Genomic DNA, 16,466 nt, shown 5'->3' with positions numbered 1-16,466 from the left:
TCATCCACGGTCAATCGCGCCCCGTGAGCTGCCAAGCGTCCTCGTCGCCGTCGTCTTCGACCTCGTCGAGCGTGGACTGATGCTGCGCGATCGGATCGTCATACCTCGAATCACCGAATCCGAGCGAGCCCATCAGCGGGTCGATCACGTCTGTTTCGGCGTCTTCCCGATTGATCGACGGCGGAGCCGTTTCTGCAGGAACAGCCGCGGACGCCGGAACTACGGTCGCTGCCGCAGCCGGTGGAGCAACCGCCTGCGACCGCTGAGGTTCGCGCGCGGGCGCCGAGGTCGCGGGCCCTCCGGTCACGCGAGCAAGCACCTCTGCGAGCTGTTCGGGACTCACGAGCACATCGCGCGCCTTCGACCCCTCTGAGGGGCCCACGATGTCACGCGACTCCATCAGATCCATCAGTCGACCCGCTTTCGCGAACCCGACGCGCAGTTTGCGCTGCAGCATCGACGTCGACCCGAATTGCGACGAGACCACCAGCTCGATCGCAGCGACGAGCACCTCGAGATCGTCCCCGATATCTTCGTCGATCTCTTTCTTCTCAACCACCTGCGCCACATCCGCGCGGTACTCGGGCTGCGCCTGAGCCTTCACGTGCGCGACGACCTGCGCAATCTCAGCTTCGCCGACCCAGGCTCCCTGCACACGGACCGGTGATGATTCACCATTGAGGAGGAGGAGGCCGTCTCCCTGACCGATCAGCCGTTCGGCGCCCACCTCGTCGAGGATGACGCGCGAGTCCGTGCCGGAGGCGACGGCAAAGGCGTATCGGCTCGGAACGTTCGACTTGATGACGCCGGTGACGACGTTCACAGAAGGACGCTGCGTCGCCAGCACGAGGTGGATGCCTGCGGCGCGCGCGAGTTGCGTGATGCGCTGGATCGAGTCTTCGACATCGCGCGGAGCGACCAGCATGAGATCGGCGAGCTCATCGACCACGACGAGCAGATACGGGTAGGGCTTGAGCACGCGCTGACTGCCCTCGGGAAGCACGATGCCGCCCGAGCGCACGGCCTCGTTGAAGTCGTCGATATGGCGGAACCCGAAGCTGGCCAGATCGTCGTACCGCATGTCCATCTCCTTCACGACCCATTGCAGCGCTTCCGCCGCCTTCTTCGGGTTCGTGATGATGGGAGTGATGAGGTGGGGAACGCCCTGATACACGGTGAGTTCGACGCGCTTCGGGTCGACGAGCACCATGCGCACATCGGACGGCGTGGCGCGCATCAAAATGCTGGTGATCATCGAGTTGATGAAGCTCGACTTACCCGAGCCGGTGGCGCCGGCGACGAGCAGGTGCGGCATCTTCGCGAGGTTCGCCACGACGAAGCCGCCCTTGACGTCTTTGCCCACACCGATGGTCATCGGGTGCACACTGCGCTGCGCCTTGCTCGACCGCAGCACGTCTCCCAGGGCGACGTTCTCGCGATCCTGATTGGGAATCTCGATGCCAATGGCACTTCTGCCGGGAATCGGCGAGAGGATGCGGACCTCGTTCGAAGCGACGGCGTACGAGAGGTTCTTCGAGAGCGCGGTGACCTTTTCGACTTTCACACCGGGGCCCAGCTCGACCTCGTACTGCGTGACCGTCGGCCCGCGTGAGAAGCCCGACACGCGCGCATCGACCTTGAACTCCTCGAAGACCCGCGCGATGGCCGCGGTGATGAGGTCGTTGGCCTCGGTATGGGTCTTCGGCGCGTCGCCCGCAGCGAGGGCGTACTGATCGGGGAGTTGGTACAACGCTTGGTCTGCCGGGCTGTGCGGAGGTGCGACGACGAACGGCTCGGCAGCAACGCCGGGCGCAGCCTCCGGCTCCGGCGGCGCAGACGCCTGCGCGGGAGTCGCGAAGTCGTCCCAGGAATCATCGCCGAGACCCGATGCCGGAGTCGCCCCTGCGGCTTGCACCGCCGCTTCGGCCTGATCGAGCTCGTCGAAGAGGTCGGACGGGAACCCGCCCGTCTCCTGCTCCGTTTCCGGCTCGGGCGCGAAGGCCGACTCGAACGCGCCGCTGCGCTCCGGTTGGGGTGTCGCCCCTCCGGGCGCCTGGTCGAGGGCCGAGTCGAGTGCTGAGCGGTCCGCAGCGTACGCCGGATCCTCCTCGCGCCCAGACGCGTTGCGACGCCACCACGGCATCGCTTCGCCGTCGCCTTCCTGCGCCTCGAGATCGAACAGCGCCTGCTCATCGGCGCGCGCCTGCTTGCGACTGCGCTTGGGGGCCGTCGGCTCCGCGGGCGCTTCGGGGTCGCGGCTGACCCCGAACAGGAACACGTAGGCCTCCCGCATGCGCTGCGCAATGCGGGATGGCGGCGTCTTGAGAACGATGAGCAGAGACATCAGAATCAGGATCGACAGCACCGGCACGGCGACCCACATCGTCAGATAACCGAGCGTTCCGCCGACGAGCCAGCCGAAAACTCCGCCTGCGGCGCTGAGGCGCTCCGGATTCTCCCACGGGTTGGGCATGCCGCCGTACAGGTGGCAGAGCCCGGCGATCGAGAGCACCGCGAGCGTGAGACCGGTGGCAATGCGCCGGTTATCGTGCACGCTCGATGGATGATTGAACAGCCAGAGCGCGAATCCGGCCATGATGATCGGCAGACCGAAGGCGACACGCCCGAAGAGTCCGCCGAACGACCACGCATCGAGCGCGACGGCGAAGGTCTGACCGATGAAGAACCATTCGATGACGGCGCCGACGATCGCCAGCAGAACGAGCAAGAGCGGAACGCCGTCTCGGCGATCCTCGGGCGCGAGTGGTTCGACGCGGAACGCGCGCGCCGCGGCTCCGAAGGCGTGAGCCAGGCCGTTCCACGCGCGAACGATGATGCCGTCTGTCGGCTCGGGCTCGTCGAGCACCTTCGTTTTCGCGGTCGCTCGGGTCTGCGCGGAACGGGAACCCCGTGCCGCGGTCTTGCCCGTGTGCTGGCGCGACGAAGCTTTACTGGCCATGGTACGAGGGTACGTTCGACCGCCGACAATGGCGAGTTGACGCTCCGACCGAGACCGAATCACCCGGTACCGGGCGACTCGAACGGTGCCCCGCCGGTGCGCTCAGCGGCGCTTGAGCACCCGCACCGCACGCTTCGCGAGCGGCAACCCCTTCGCCCACACGGAGTACCCCTGCCCCGGGCGATCCCAGCTTCCGGCGAGCAGGTTCTCGTGCGACGCGAACCCAGTCTTGAACGTCGTCACTCCGTCGTTGATGAGCCCGCCGAAGTCGTAGCGCTCGATGCCGAGCGACTTCATATGCTTGATCACATGCCATTTGAGCGCGTAGTTCGCCCTCAGACGCTGCCCGGTCTCGTCCATGCCGCCGTAGAGCTCGAACGCCGTGCGGCCCGACTTCGCCATGAACAAGAACGCGACCGGCCGATCCTCGACGTATGCCGCCCACACGGGGGCGTCGTCGCCGAGCATCGTGAACACGTCGTGGTAGTAGGAGTCCTCGTGCAGACCGAAATCGGCGCGCTCGCTCGTCTCGCGGTATACCTCGAGGCATACGTCGAGTTGCTCGAGCGTGTCGACGGGGCGGATCCGGAGCGTGTCTTCCCGACCCGACTTGCGAATGTACTGACGATGCTTCTTCGACATGTCGGCCAAGAGCTCGTCCTCCGACTTCCGGAGGTCGAGAATCAACGTGCGAGCGGGAAGTACGGGCGTCTCGGCCTGGCGCCACTTCGGCGAGAGGTCGATCTCCCCCGAGTTCTCGTCGGGCTCGATGGAGAGCGCCACCGCGCGTCGTGAACCGTGCACGTACTCGGCGACGGCGTCGGCGACCGCTGATGGTCCAGGCGCCGCAGCCGGGCGGTCGGAGTCTTCCGTGTCGCGCGCCAATACGGGCCCGCGGGGCGCATACACGAAGTCACCGAGCGGTCCTGGCAGGGTGCGCGTCAGGAGCTGGCAGGCGCCGACGACCGCGGAGCCCTCCTGACGCCCGGAGCGCACGAGCACGCGCTCCGCCTTCCACCGGTGGGCGGATTTCACGTCGCCCCAGCCCCAGAGCTGCAGCGGATGGCCGCCGAGGTCTCTGATGGCGGCGTCCCACTCGGCACGATCGGTGCACGGGGTCACGAAGAGGGAGGTCACGAGCGGGTCCTTCCGAGAATGCGAGAAACGGTGTCGACGATATCCGACACTTCGGACGATCTGAGGAGCCGGAGCACCAGGAAATACACGATGCCGACGATCACTGCTTCGACGGCCGCGAACGGCAGGGCCTGCCATACGCTGAACTCTGGGGCGATGATGCGCCCGATGTGCGTCGCGACGAGACCAACGACGATTGCCGGCACCGCCGCGATGGCGTACTTGGTCAGGCTCTGCGCGATTCTGCGCCCGTCGATGGACCCGATCTTGCGGCGCAGGAGCCACGTCGCGATGATGGCCTCGACGATCGTGGCGAACGACCAGATCAGCGCGAACGAGAACCCGATGTGCCGAGGCGCCACGAGCACGGGAAGCAGCAGGGAGAGCGCGATCACAATGACCATCTGGATCGTCGTGAAGATGAACGGAGTGCGCGTATCGGACAGTGCGTAGAACGCGCGCTGCACGACGAACAAGAAGCTGTAGGCCGCGAGGCTCACGGCGTACGCCATCAGCGCCTCGGCGAACATCTCGACCTGCTCGGGCAGTGCGCCGAAATTGATCACGCGGCCGATGAACGGAGCCGCCGTCACGAGAATCACGGCTGCGTAAACCATCACCAGCGCGATCTGGCGCACTGAGGACGAGAAATCGCTCTTGAACTCGGCCATGCGACCCGACTGGCCCCACTCGGCCAGCCGGGTGAAGTAGGCGGTCGCGAGCGATACGGCGATCACGGAGTGCGGCATCATGAAGATGAGCCAGACGTTCTGCATCGCGCTCGTCGACGGCCCCTCCCCCGAACCGATCGCGACGATGCGGTTCGTGACGATGCCGCCGACCTGCATCACGACGACCATCGCGAGCGTCCAGGTCGCGAGTCGCGCGGTGTGGCCGAGTCCGACGCCCCGCCAGGCGAAGTCGGGGCGGAAACGGATACCCGCGTTGCGCCATGAGACGAAGAGGATCAGAGCCTGTGCGATGATGCCGAGCGTCGCACTGCCTCCGAGCACCGCGATCATGTCGGCGCTCCACCCGGTGACCGCGAGGCGACCCTCGGGGTCGGCGCCGAACATCGCGATGAAGACGAGAATTCCCGCGATCGCGATCAGGTTGTTCAACACGGGCGCCCAGGTGAACGGCCCGAAACGGCTGCGCGCGTTCAGCACCTCGCCCATGACGGTGTAGATGCCGTAGAAGATCACTTGCGGCATGCACCAGTACGCGAAAGCGGTGGCGAGGGCCAGCTGGTCTTCGCCCCAGCCCTCGACCGTAAGCCGCACGATCCACGGTGCGGCCGCCATCGCCAGGCCTGTAATGACGACGAGCGCAGTCGTCACGAGTGTCAGGATCTTGTTGATGTACCCGGCGCCGCCGTCGCTGTTCTGCGTCGCCTTCACGATCTGCGGAACGAGTACCGCATTGAGTACGCCGCCGATCAGGATCATGTAGACGGTGTTCGGCAGCAGATTGCCATTGGCGAATGCGTCTGCGGAGCGCGCCCCCACCGACCCGATCGCGTACGCGAGCAGCATGGCCTTGGCCAGGCCCAGCACGCGCGAGACGATCGTGCCGGAGGCCATTACCGCGCTCGCGCGTATGAGTCCTGCAGCCATTAGTAGTACGGGTCCTTCCGAATGGCGAGCGAGACGCGACGCGCGATGCGGTCACCGAGCACTCCCCAGACGCGATACGCGAACGGCTTCAACGGAAGATCGAAGGCCCCCGCATAGTCGGTGATCTGCGGCGAGAACGATCGCTTGAACTGACCGACGCCGAAGAGCGGGTGCTCGCGGTCGTCGACGCGGTCGGAAGGCGGCGCACCGCAGAGATCGTGCACCGTCGCGCCGCGCTCGTTGGCCCAGCGAATGACCTCCCACTGCAGCGCGTGCGACGCCCCGTACGCAGTCTTCGCGCGCACCGAAGCGCCGTCCTTGTACGTGGTCTTCTCACCGAGCGCCATGGCGAACGCGCCTGCGATGAGTGCTCCGTCACGATGCGCGAGGAACATCTGCCCCGCCCCGACGCGAGCGAAGCGCTGCCAGAATTCGCGGTAGTACTGCTCGGAGCGCAGCACGAAACGCCCCTCGGCCGTCTCCTGCAGCAACCGGTACAGCGCAGCACTGTGCTCTGCCGTCGGCTCGACTCGAGTCACGACAATCCCGTCGCGCCCCGCCCGGTTGACTGCGTTGCGCGCCTTCTTGCCGAGACGCGCGAAGACCTCATCCTCAGTTCCCGAGACATCGACGAGTACCGTCGACGGGTTGGGGATGATGCGCACGGCGTCCCGATACCCGGCGGCGTGGATTTCGGGAATCGCGTCGCGACCGATGCGCGGCTCGATCTTGAGCAGAAAAGCCCCGGAGGATCGAGCGAGCCTCGCGACGGCGGCGGCCACCTCGAGCACCTCAGCGGTGGACTCCCCCGCCGGGCCGGCTGGCAGGTGCCACCACGCGCCGAGCAGCGGCACTCGCTTCGCGAGCACGCCGACGGCGATCGGGGCGCGGGCGCCGCGGTCGACGATCACCCGAAGACCGCGGTACCCGTTCTGGGTGCGCTTGACCTCGAGGTACTCGTCGCCCGCCCACACTTCGCCGCCGCCGGGGTTGGCCGCGACGAGCGCGTCCCACGCCGCGCGCTCGGCGTCAGTGGCGTACCGGGCGACGACCGAAGCCGAAGCGGTCGCCACGTGCTACACCACTACCACGACAGGAACGATCATCGACTTGCGGCGCAGCTTCGTGCCCACCCACCGACCGACGGTGCGGCGAGTGATCTGCTGCAGCGCGTGCGGATCCGTCACGCCGTCCTTCATCGCCTGCTCGAGCGCGTCCGCGATCTGGGGCTTGATCTTGTCGAAGACCCGGTCGTCTTCGGCGACACCCTTGGCGTGCACCTCGGGGCCGGAGACGATCTGCCCCAGGCTCGTCTCCACCACGGTGATGACCGAGATGAATCCCTCTTCGGCGAGCGTGCGGCGATCGCGCAGATCCTCGTCGGTGACCCGCCCGACGCTCTTGCCGTCGACGTAGATGAAATCGATCTCGAGCTGGCCGACCTTGCGAGCGACACCGTCGACCAGGTCGACGACCGTACCGTTCTCACCGATGATGGTGCGGTTCTGCGGCACGCCAGTCTGAATGGCAACGCCGGCGTTCGCGATGAGGTGGCGGTACTCGCCGTGGATCGGCATGACGTTCTTCGGGCGCACGATGTTGTAGCAGTACATCAGCTCGCCGGCCGACGCGTGACCCGAGACGTGCACCTTGGCGTTGCCCTTGTGCACGACGTTCGCACCGAGCTTCATGAGTCCGTTGATGATGCGGTAGACCGAGTTCTCGTTGCCGGGGATCAGGCTGGAGGCGAGGATCACGGTGTCGTTCGCGCCGATCTCGACCTGGTGCTCCTGATTCACCATGCGCGCGAGCACGGCCATCGGCTCGCCCTGCGAGCCGGTCGACATGTAGACGATGCGGTCGTCGGGAATGTCGCCGCTCTTCTTCAGGTCGACGAGCACCCCCTCTGGCACGGTGAGGTATCCGAGGTCGGAAGCGATCTTCATGTTGCGCACCATCGACCGGCCGAGCAGCACCACGCGACGGCCATTCTTCTGGGCTGCGTCCAGCACCTGCTGCACGCGGTGCACGTGGCTCGAGAAGCTCGCGACCACAACCTTGCCCGGCGCCTTTTCGATGACGCGTTCGAGTACCGGACCGATGTCTTTCTCGAGCGCGGTGAAGCCCGGCACCTCGGCGTTCGTGGAATCGGTCATGAAGAGGTCGACGCCCTCTTCTCCGAGTCGAGCGAACGCTCGCAGGTCGGTGATGCGACCGTCGAGGGGCAGCTGATCCATCTTGAAGTCGCCGGTGCCGATGACGAGGCCGGCCTCGGTGCGGATCGCGACGGCGAGTGCGTCGGGGATCGAGTGGTTCACCGCGATGAACTCGAGATCGAACGGACCCGTCGTGATGCGATCTCCCTCGGCGACGACGCGCGTCTCCGGGCGAATCCGGTGCTCCTTGAGCTTGGCCTCGACGAAGGCCAGAGTCAGTTTCGAGCCGATGAGCGGGATATTCTCCCGGCGCTTCAGCAGGTACGGAACCGCCCCGATGTGGTCCTCGTGGCCGTGGGTGAGCACGACCGCGACGATGTCGCCGAGTCGGTGTTCGATCTTCGAGATATCGGGCAGGATCAGATCCACGCCCGGCTGGTGCTCCTCGGGGAAGAGCACGCCGCAGTCGACGACGAGCAGCTTGCCGTTGATTTCATAGACCGTCATGTTGCGGCCCACCTCGCCCAGGCCGCCGAGCGGCGTGATGCGAAGGGTGCCCGCTTCGAGAGCGGGCGGTGTGATTACGGGGTTGGGCACTGAGCCTCCTGTTATTAGCGGGTGGTGCCTGCGATCTGGGGCAGGGCACCGCCGGCAGCCGCATTGCGGTCCGGCCTGAAGTTCGAAAGGTCGATGCCTGGGGCATCGGTGATGAGAGCGAGCTCGTCCTCGATGAGGGCGGCCTCCCACTCCTCTGGCCCGACGAGCGGCAGTCGCACGCGCGGGCTGCTGATACGGCCGAGGCCGTGCAGAATGTACTTCGCGGCGACGGTGCCGGGAACATGGGTCATGACCGCGCGCACGAGCGGCTCGAGCTGCTGGTGCACTGCACGAGCCGTATGCAGGTCGCCCGAATTGACGGCGTCGACAATGGCTCGGTACGGCGCGGCCGCGATGTTCGCGGTCACTCCGATGAGGCCGGTCGCGCCGATGGAGAGCTGGGGCAGCACGTTCGCGTCATCACCTGAGAAGTACATCAGGTCCGTCTGGTTCAGCACACGACTGACCTCGCTGAAATCGCCCTTGGCGTCTTTCACGGCGAGAATGTTCGGGTGCTTGGCGAGGCGCAGGATCGTCTCGTATTTGATCGGCACCCCGGTACGGCCGGGAATGTCGTAGAGGATGACGGGCAGATCGGTCGCGTCGGCCACCATGCGGAAGTGCGTGAGCAGACCTGCTTGCGTGGGCTTGTTGTAGTACGGGGTGACGATCATCACGCCGTCGGCGCCGGCCTTCTCACTGGCCCGGTAGAGCTCGATCGCGTGCGCGGTCTCGTTCGATCCGCCGCCGGTGATGATCTTGGCACGGCCACCGGAGACCGACTTCGCGACCTCGACGAGCTTCAGCTTCTCAGGGTCGGTCAGCGTGCTCGTCTCTCCGGTCGTACCGGTGACCACGATGCCGTCCGCGCCGTTCGAGATGCAGTCGTCGATGTGCTTCTCGGTCGCCGCCCAATCGACTTCACCATCAGCGTGAAACGGCGTGATGAGTGCGACGAGGACCTGACCGAAAGGATTCTCTGGGTGTGCCACGAGACTAGGCTACCGGACGTTCTCCCTGCGCAGCCCCTGTGCGCCACCGCTCGAAGCGATACTCGAGTCCTGTCCGCGACGTTTCCGTCGTTCCCGGGTCGACCAGCGACCACTCCGATCCGATCTCTGGAGCGAAGGTGTCGGCGTCGGGAACATCGAGTTCGATCCTCGTGACGACGAGTTCGTCGGCGAACGGCATCGCGGCCCGGTAGAGCTGGCCACCGCCCATGATCCACACGCGATCCTCGGGTTCCGTCGTTGTGTCGAGCGTCTCGAGCACCGTCTCGAGCGACGACATCACCGTCGCTCCGGGCGCGTCGTACGACTCCGTGCGGGTCACCACGAAGTTCTCGCGGCCGGGCAGTGGCCGGAAGCGCGCGGGCAGCGATTCCCAGGTGCCGCGTCCCATGATCACGGGAGCGCCCAGCGTCTGCTCTTTGAAGAACGCCGCGTCCTCGGGCAAGCGCCACGGCATCTCGCCGTCGCGGCCGATGGCGCCTCCACGGGCCTCAGCCCAAATCATGCCGAGCAGCATCTCAGACCGCCACCGGGGCTTTGATTCCGGGATGGTGCTCGTAGCCGACGACCTCGAAGTCGTCGAGCGTGTAGTCGAAGATCGAGTCTGCCTTGCGGATCCTCATACTCGGGTACGGGAACGGGTCGCGCGAGAGCTGGCGCTCGACCTGCTCGACGTGGTTGTCGTAGATGTGGCAGTCGCCGCCCGTCCACACGAACTCGCCTGGCTCGAGACCGGTCTGCTGCGCCACCATGAGCGTCAGCAGCGCGTACGAGGCGATGTTGAACGGCACCCCGAGGAACATGTCAGCCGAGCGCTGGTAGAGCTGGCACGAGAGCTTGCCGTCGGCGACGTAGAACTGGAAGAAGGCGTGGCACGGCGCGAGCGCCATGTCATCGAGGTCGGCGACGTTCCACGCCGAGACGATGATGCGACGCGAATCGGGGTTTGCACGGAGTTGGTCGATCACGTTCGCGATCTGGTCGATGTGCTCGCCCGCGGGTGTGGGCCACGAGCGCCACTGCACCCCGTACACCGGGCCCAGGTCGCCGTTCTCGTCGGCCCATTCGTCCCAGATGCTCACATCGTGATCCTTCAGGAACGCCGTGTTGCCCTCACCGCGCAAGAACCACAGCAGCTCGACGGCTACCGATTTGAAGTGCACGCGCTTCGTCGTGATGAGCGGAAACGACTTCGCGAGGTCGAATCGAATCTGGCGTCCGAAGAGGCTTCGGGTGCCGGTTCCCGTGCGATCAGATTTCGCGGTGCCGTGCTCGTACACCTCTCGCAGCAGGTCTTCGTACGGGGTCGGGATCGCGTCTGCACTCACGCGCCCGAGTCTACCTCGGCTCGTGCTCGGAGCTCCCCTGCTCCTGAGCATCGCCTTTGCGACTGCGCTTCGCGCCGAGCATCTCGATGTCTGCTCGCGAGATGAACGCGTCCGGCGTTTCGCCTGGCACCCACTCGGCGATGCCGTAAGACCATCTGACCACGTCGACCTCGCGATGCAGCCGCTCGGCGATCGACCGCGCAAGCTCCGTGTCGGCGTCGATGAGCAGCAGCGCGAATTCGTCTCCCCCGAATCGCGCGAACACGTCTTGCGGGCGGCAGTTCTCGAGCATGAGCTGCGAGAACTCGCGCAGCACCCGGTCGCCCTCGGAATGCCCGAACCGGTCATTCACCCGCTTGAAATCGTCGAGGTCGAGATAGAGCATGGTGAGCGGCCGTCCACCCCGCAGTGACGCTGCGACGGCGCGATCGAGCAGCGAGCGGAAGCCGACCGCGTTCCAGGTGCCGCACAGCGGATCGGTGATGGAGCTGCGTTCGAGGCGTCGTTTGAAGAGTGCGATCAGCTCACCGAGTACGAGACCGGTCACCGTCAGCGTGACGAGCACCGAGAGCATCGACGGCCCGAACCTCGCCAGTATGAACGCGTCGACCAGAGCGATCCACGCGTACCCGAGCAGCCGTGCGAACCACATCGGCAAGAACCAGACGAGGTACAGGAAGTACGGGAGAAACAGGAGCCCGGTATTGATCGAACGGATCGCGTCGGGAGCGAGCAGCACCGATGGGACGACGACGATGAACACCAGCATCATCAGCGCACCCGCGGCGCGTGTCGAGAACCGACTTCCGGCGACCAGCACGCCGCACCCCGCGATCAGGCACGCGATCCCGACGGCAACGAGGTCCGGGCGCTCATCGCCTGCGGGGAGGAAGACGGTTGCATTGCCGAATGCAAAGAGCATGCCGGCAGCGAAGAAGGCCGCAGTGGCGAGCGAACGGTCGTTCTGCCGTTCGAGCACCGCCCCGATTATCGCTCGCATCCTCCACCGATCTCAGCAGCTTTGAGCTTACGTGATCGCCCGCGAGAGCGCAGCAGATTCCTGGTGCGCTCGTCGCGGGCGACACGTGCGCCGGCTACGACCCGAGGCCGTCGTCGAAGACCGGCATCGCCGAGGTGTCCTCCGACGCATCGACGCGCGCCAGTACCCGGCCCCTGAAGAACTCGGGTGACGCCTTCGCCTGCAGCAGCATCAGCACGACGCCGATGCCGAGCACGGCGACGCCGATGATGCCGACGAGGCCGACGCCGGCGATGTTGCTGCCCGATCCCGCGTCGGGGCTCATCGCGTCGATCGTGGTCTTCACGAACACGATCAGCAGCAGCACGCCGCCGAGTCCCGGGAGCACGATCTTGGAGATGATCGAGCCGACGCCCTCTTGCACCGCAGTCTTGCGGAAGTACCACGGGCTCGCGAGCGCCGTGATGCCGTAGTAGAAGCACACCATCATGCCGAGTGCCGTGATCGTATCCCACAGCACGTCTTCGCTGATGAACCGCATCACCGCGTAGAAGACCGACGCGACAATCGAGGAGAGCATGAGCGCGACGTGGGGCGACTTGTACTTCGGATGCACGCGCTTGATCGCGGCCGGGAGAGCCCGGTAGTGCGCCATCGCGAGCAGGGTGCGTGCCGGCGAAATGGCGGTCGAGTTGATCGAGGCCATGGCGCTCACGAGGATCGCGAGCGAGAGCAGGATCGCGGCTGGTCCCATCACGGGATGCGCGAGGGCGGCGAAGACGTTCTCGACGATCGCCGAGTTGCCGAGACCCGTCGGCCCATCACCCACACCGGCGAATGCGACCGTCGCAGTTGCGGTGCCCACGTATAGCACGACGAGGATCCCCACCAGGATCATGGCCGCCTTGCTCTCCGTCGACAGCCGACCCTTCGACGGCTTCGTCTCCTCGCCCATGGTGAGCACCGTGTCCCAGCCCCAGTAGACGAAGATAGAGACGGCGATGCCGGCGGCGAACGCGCTGAAGCTGTCGACTTCGAAGGGATTGAACCAGGAGAGCTGCGGCGTGGCGCCCTCGGGGTTTGCGGGGTCCCCCGCTCCCACGAACATGGCGACGATGAACCACACCATGACGCCCATCTGGAAGACCACAGTGATGTACTGGAAGACCTTCGTCGACGTCATTCCCCGGTAGGAGATGAGCGTCGCGAGCGCCATGAATCCCAGGCAGACGGCGATGTTGATGAATCGGTTGCCGGCGATCTCTGCGATAGACGGATCATCCATCATGATGCTGATCGATTGGAACAGGAACTCGACGGCGATACCGGCGAGGTTCGAGAGCACCAGCACGGTTGCGGCGATGAGCCCCCAGCCTGCCATCCACCCGACCCACGGCCCGAAGGCGCGCGTGGCCCAGGTGAATGACGTACCCGAGTCGGGCATCGCCGAGTTGAGTGCGCGATAACCGAGCGCGACGAGCAGCATCGGGATGAAGCCCATCAAGAAGATGGCCGGCGTCTGATACCCGACCTCGCTGGCCGCGGGGCCGACCGCCGCCGTGAGGGTGTACGCGGGGGCGCACACCGAGAGGCCGATGACGAGCGCGCCGAGCACGCCGACCTGACCAGAGGGCAGCCCCTTCTTACTGATGCCGCTGACGGAATCGAGCGTCCGTGTCGCGGGTTCCGGCGCGTTGAGATCGTACTTCGCCATGTCACCTTTCCAGACTGGGGTCGAGTGCGCGAGCCAGAAGGTTCCGGTCGTGGCGGCCCGGGCATCGATTCTATGCAGGCGGCGAGCAATTCACGAATCGTTGACGTTACGCCCGAAGATCCTGTCGTTCGAAGGCGATCGCCTGTCGAATTGCACTGCGCGCGCGCTTTCGGTCGCCGCACGCGTCGTACACGATGCCGAGCCGCATCCACGCGCGCCAGGACTCGGGCTGCGCTTCGACGGCATCGCGATACTTCGGGAACGCGGCGTCGGCGTCGGCGCGATCCGGTCGGCCCGAGGGCCGCGCCGACACCGGCTCCTCTGGCAGCGCGTTCTCCGCTTCGAGCCGGTCGGCCAGACGCGTCGCCTGACTCCCGAAGAGGATCTCCCGCAGCAGCGCCCAGGCCCCGATGAGCGGCAAGACCAGCATGGCAACACCCATGACGATCGCGATCGCGTCGCCTGAGCCGAGCAGTGCGACCGCACGGATGCCGACGAACACGAAGTAGAGCACGAGCACGGCGCTCATGATCGAGACGCCGATGATGGCGCGCGTGCGAGCCTTCATCGCTCACCGCCGTCGACCGCAATGCCGTTGAGGCCGAGCAGAGCGTCGAGTCCGACGGTGAGCCCGCGAGCTTCGGTGATGGCTTCGAGCGCCGCGCGCACACCGGCGCGGTACGCCTCGTTCGAGTGCGTGTCGTGCGTCACCGTGAGCACCTCGCCCGGTCCGCCGAAACGCACCTCCTGCTTGGCGACCACTCCTGCGAGGCGCAGGCTGTGCACGGGAATACCCGCGATGAGCTCGCCCCGTGCGGGCTGCTCGGCGAATGGCGCGTCGATCGGCCGACCGCCGCGGGCTGCGGCCATCACCTCGGCGGTGCGCACCGCCGTGCCGCTCGGCGAGTCGACCTTGCCGGGGTGGTGCGCCTCGACGATCTCCACGGCGTCGAAGTACGGTGCGGCGATGCGCGCGAGAGCCGTGCCCAGCACGGAGCCCAGCGAAAAGTTGGGAACGACGATCACGCCGCGCTCGGGCGTCTTCGCGAGCTTCGTCGCGAGTGCGTCGAGCAATTCGGCCGACCAGCCGCTAGTGCCGACGATCACCTGCTGACCTCGTGCGAGCGCCGTATCGACGATATCGGGCGATGCATCGGGGCGGCTGACGTCGATCATGATGTCGGCGTCTGCGCCCTCGTCCGCGCCCGACGTGCTGCGCAGCCGTGCAACGAGCTCGAACGACGGATGCTGCTCCACGACCTCGCACACGAGACGCCCGAGGCGGCCGGTCGCTCCCGAGACCGCTACACGATTGTTCATCGTTCCAGGGTACCGTTCGATCCGCACGGGCGGCGCCAGGCCCTGAGCGATGTCCTCCTCGCCACAAGCGCGATCCTGCACTGGATCAGTCGCGCGATTCGAGTGAGGATCGCGACGCGTCGCCCACCGCGACCACCGTAAGCGGGCGAGCTGCGAGCGTCGCGGCAACCTCGTGGATATCTTCGGTCGTCACCGCTGCGAAGCGCTCGAGCGAGGCGTCGAGGTCGAAAAGCTCACCACTGCCGAGTTCGGCGCGCGCGAGGCGCCCCATACGCGTGTCGGAGTCTTCGAGCGCGAGTGCCGTCGAACCTGCGATTTGACCGAGCGCCCGCTCCAGCTCCTCCCCCGAGATCTCGGTGTCGGCCAGCTTTCGCAGCTCGGCGCGGCTGAGCTCAACGACCTCGGCGGCTTTCTCGGGGGCCGTGCCCGCGTACATGGCGAACACACCGGAATCCGAGTAGCTCGCACCGAAGGAGTAGGCCGTGTACGCGAGGCCGCGCTTCTCTCGGATCTCCTGGAACAGTCGACTCGACATGCCCCCTCCGAGCACGGAGTTCATGATTCCGTAAGCGAAGCGTCGCGGATCGTTTGCACTGAATCCCTGCGTACCGATGAGCAAGTTCAACTGTTCAGATGGGCGCTCGGTGATCTGCACGCGCGGCTCCTGCGCCATCGCGGAGTCGAGAGTCGCTGCGGCCGTCGCCGTCGCGTCGGTCACCGCCGCATCGAGCGCACCCGCATCGACCATCTGGGCGCGTCGCACCGGGGCTGCGCTTCCATCGGTGTGCCACCGCTTCTCGGGAGACGCATTCAGTGCTGCGATGATCTGAGCGACGAGCCGGTCGTGATCGACCGCGCCCGCAGCCGTCACGACGAGCGTCGAGGGGTCGTACCGGTTGCGATAGTGACGATCGACATCGGCGCGCCGCGCCGCCGTGATGTTCTCGGGCCAGCCGCCGATGGGGCGCCCGAGCGGGTGATCCCCGAGCACCGCTTCGAAGAATCGCTCGTTGGCGACATCTGCGAGATCATCGGCGGCCATCGCGAGCTCTTCGAGGATCACGCCGCGCTCGACCTCGAACTCGTCAGCATCGAGCACGGAGTTCGCCACCATGTCGCTAAGCATGTCGACCGCGACATCGAGGTCGGCGTCGCGTACCTTCGCGTAGTAGCAGGTGTACTCCTTGGCCGTGAGCGCGTTGTGCTCCGCACCGATGCGGTCGAACTCCGTCGCGATGGAGAACGCGTCGCGCGTGGGCGTGCCCTTGAAGAGCAGGTGCTCGAGGAAGTGGGTGGAACCCAGGCTTCCGGGCGCGTCAGGGCGCTCCGCCTGCTCGTCGCGGGAGCCCACGCCGACCCAAAAGCCGATCGACGCGCTCCGTGCACCGGGCATCCGCTCGGTGAGCACTCGGAGTCCGCTCGGGTGCACGGTGCGACGCACCATCCCGCCTCCCAGATCCGCGGTCAGTTCGGCTTGATCGAGGGGCAGTCGGATAGGTTCGCGCATGGACTCAGCCTAGGGCCTCACGGCTCGGAGCTTCCCGCCCGGCGGGCCGCTCTCCTCCGCCGGCCCGCATTCCCCGCGCCTCGCAACGCAGAACGCCCGCCGCCCCGCGCGATGCGGGACGACGGGCGTCGCGTACGGCGAAC

General features: G+C 66.3%; 13 protein-coding genes. All 13 read right to left on the bottom strand.

Annotated features, from left to right (window positions below):
• Positions 1 to 10: 10 nt before the first annotated feature.
• Positions 11 to 2,959, bottom strand: coding sequence for a DNA translocase FtsK (locus tag AB0O71_RS02705; protein WP_363741607.1), 2,949 nt, complete (start codon positions 2,957 to 2,959; stop codon positions 11 to 13).
• A gap of 102 nt (positions 2,960 to 3,061) precedes the next feature.
• The gene (locus AB0O71_RS02700) at positions 3,062 to 4,096 is read right to left on the bottom strand and encodes a peptidoglycan bridge formation glycyltransferase FemA/FemB family protein (RefSeq protein WP_363741604.1); all 1,035 of its coding nucleotides are present in this window, start codon (positions 4,094 to 4,096) and stop codon (positions 3,062 to 3,064) included.
• A complete protein-coding gene (murJ, locus tag AB0O71_RS02695) occupies positions 4,093 to 5,712 on the bottom strand; it encodes a murein biosynthesis integral membrane protein MurJ (RefSeq protein ID WP_363741601.1) in 1,620 nt (539 codons plus the stop codon). Before murJ ends, AB0O71_RS02700 begins: the two co-directional genes overlap by 4 nt.
• The gene (locus AB0O71_RS02690) at positions 5,712 to 6,785 is read right to left on the bottom strand and encodes a peptidoglycan bridge formation glycyltransferase FemA/FemB family protein (RefSeq protein ID WP_363741598.1); all 1,074 of its coding nucleotides are present in this window, start codon (positions 6,783 to 6,785) and stop codon (positions 5,712 to 5,714) included. The genes murJ and AB0O71_RS02690 overlap by 1 nt, the downstream gene beginning before the upstream one ends.
• Before the next feature lie 3 nt (positions 6,786 to 6,788).
• Positions 6,789 to 8,465, bottom strand: coding sequence for a ribonuclease J (locus AB0O71_RS02685; RefSeq protein ID WP_363741595.1), 1,677 nt, complete (start codon positions 8,463 to 8,465; stop codon positions 6,789 to 6,791).
• A 14-nt stretch (positions 8,466 to 8,479) separates the two neighbouring features.
• Positions 8,480 to 9,457 (bottom strand): 4-hydroxy-tetrahydrodipicolinate synthase, encoded by a 978-nt coding sequence (gene dapA / locus AB0O71_RS02680; RefSeq protein ID WP_363741592.1) that lies wholly within the window; start codon positions 9,455 to 9,457, stop codon positions 8,480 to 8,482.
• 4 nt (positions 9,458 to 9,461) lie between these two features.
• Positions 9,462 to 9,980 carry a dihydrofolate reductase gene (locus tag AB0O71_RS02675; RefSeq protein WP_363741589.1) on the bottom strand — a complete coding sequence of 173 codons (519 nt, stop codon included), beginning with the start codon at positions 9,978 to 9,980 and terminating at the stop codon, positions 9,462 to 9,464.
• 13 nt (positions 9,981 to 9,993) lie between these two features.
• Positions 9,994 to 10,803 (bottom strand): thymidylate synthase, encoded by an 810-nt coding sequence (locus AB0O71_RS02670; RefSeq protein ID WP_363741586.1) that lies wholly within the window; start codon positions 10,801 to 10,803, stop codon positions 9,994 to 9,996.
• 10 nt (positions 10,804 to 10,813) lie between these two features.
• Complete coding sequence (locus AB0O71_RS02665) at positions 10,814 to 11,782, bottom strand: GGDEF domain-containing protein (protein WP_363741583.1); 969 nt, start codon at positions 11,780 to 11,782, stop codon at positions 10,814 to 10,816.
• Positions 11,783 to 11,897: 115 nt separating this feature from the next.
• Positions 11,898 to 13,496, bottom strand: a complete 1,599-nt coding sequence (locus AB0O71_RS02660) for an APC family permease (RefSeq protein WP_363741580.1) — start codon at positions 13,494 to 13,496, stop codon at positions 11,898 to 11,900.
• Between the two features lie 106 nt (positions 13,497 to 13,602).
• Positions 13,603 to 14,064, bottom strand: coding sequence for a hypothetical protein (locus AB0O71_RS02655; protein WP_363741577.1), 462 nt, complete (start codon positions 14,062 to 14,064; stop codon positions 13,603 to 13,605).
• Entirely contained in the window at positions 14,061 to 14,816 is a 756-nt protein-coding gene (gene dapB / locus AB0O71_RS02650; RefSeq protein WP_363741574.1) for a 4-hydroxy-tetrahydrodipicolinate reductase, read from the bottom strand. The genes AB0O71_RS02655 and dapB overlap by 4 nt, the downstream gene beginning before the upstream one ends.
• Before the next feature lie 85 nt (positions 14,817 to 14,901).
• Entirely contained in the window at positions 14,902 to 16,323 is a 1,422-nt protein-coding gene (locus AB0O71_RS02645) for a pitrilysin family protein (RefSeq protein ID WP_363741572.1), read from the bottom strand.
• Positions 16,324 to 16,466: the final 143 nt, after the last annotated feature.

This window comes from Leucobacter sp. NPDC077196 (assembly GCF_040687075.1).
Taxonomy (GTDB): domain Bacteria; phylum Actinomycetota; class Actinomycetes; order Actinomycetales; family Microbacteriaceae; genus Leucobacter.
The sequence above is the reverse complement of the archived record's forward strand: the minus strand, read 5'-3'. Positions and strand labels throughout refer to the sequence as shown.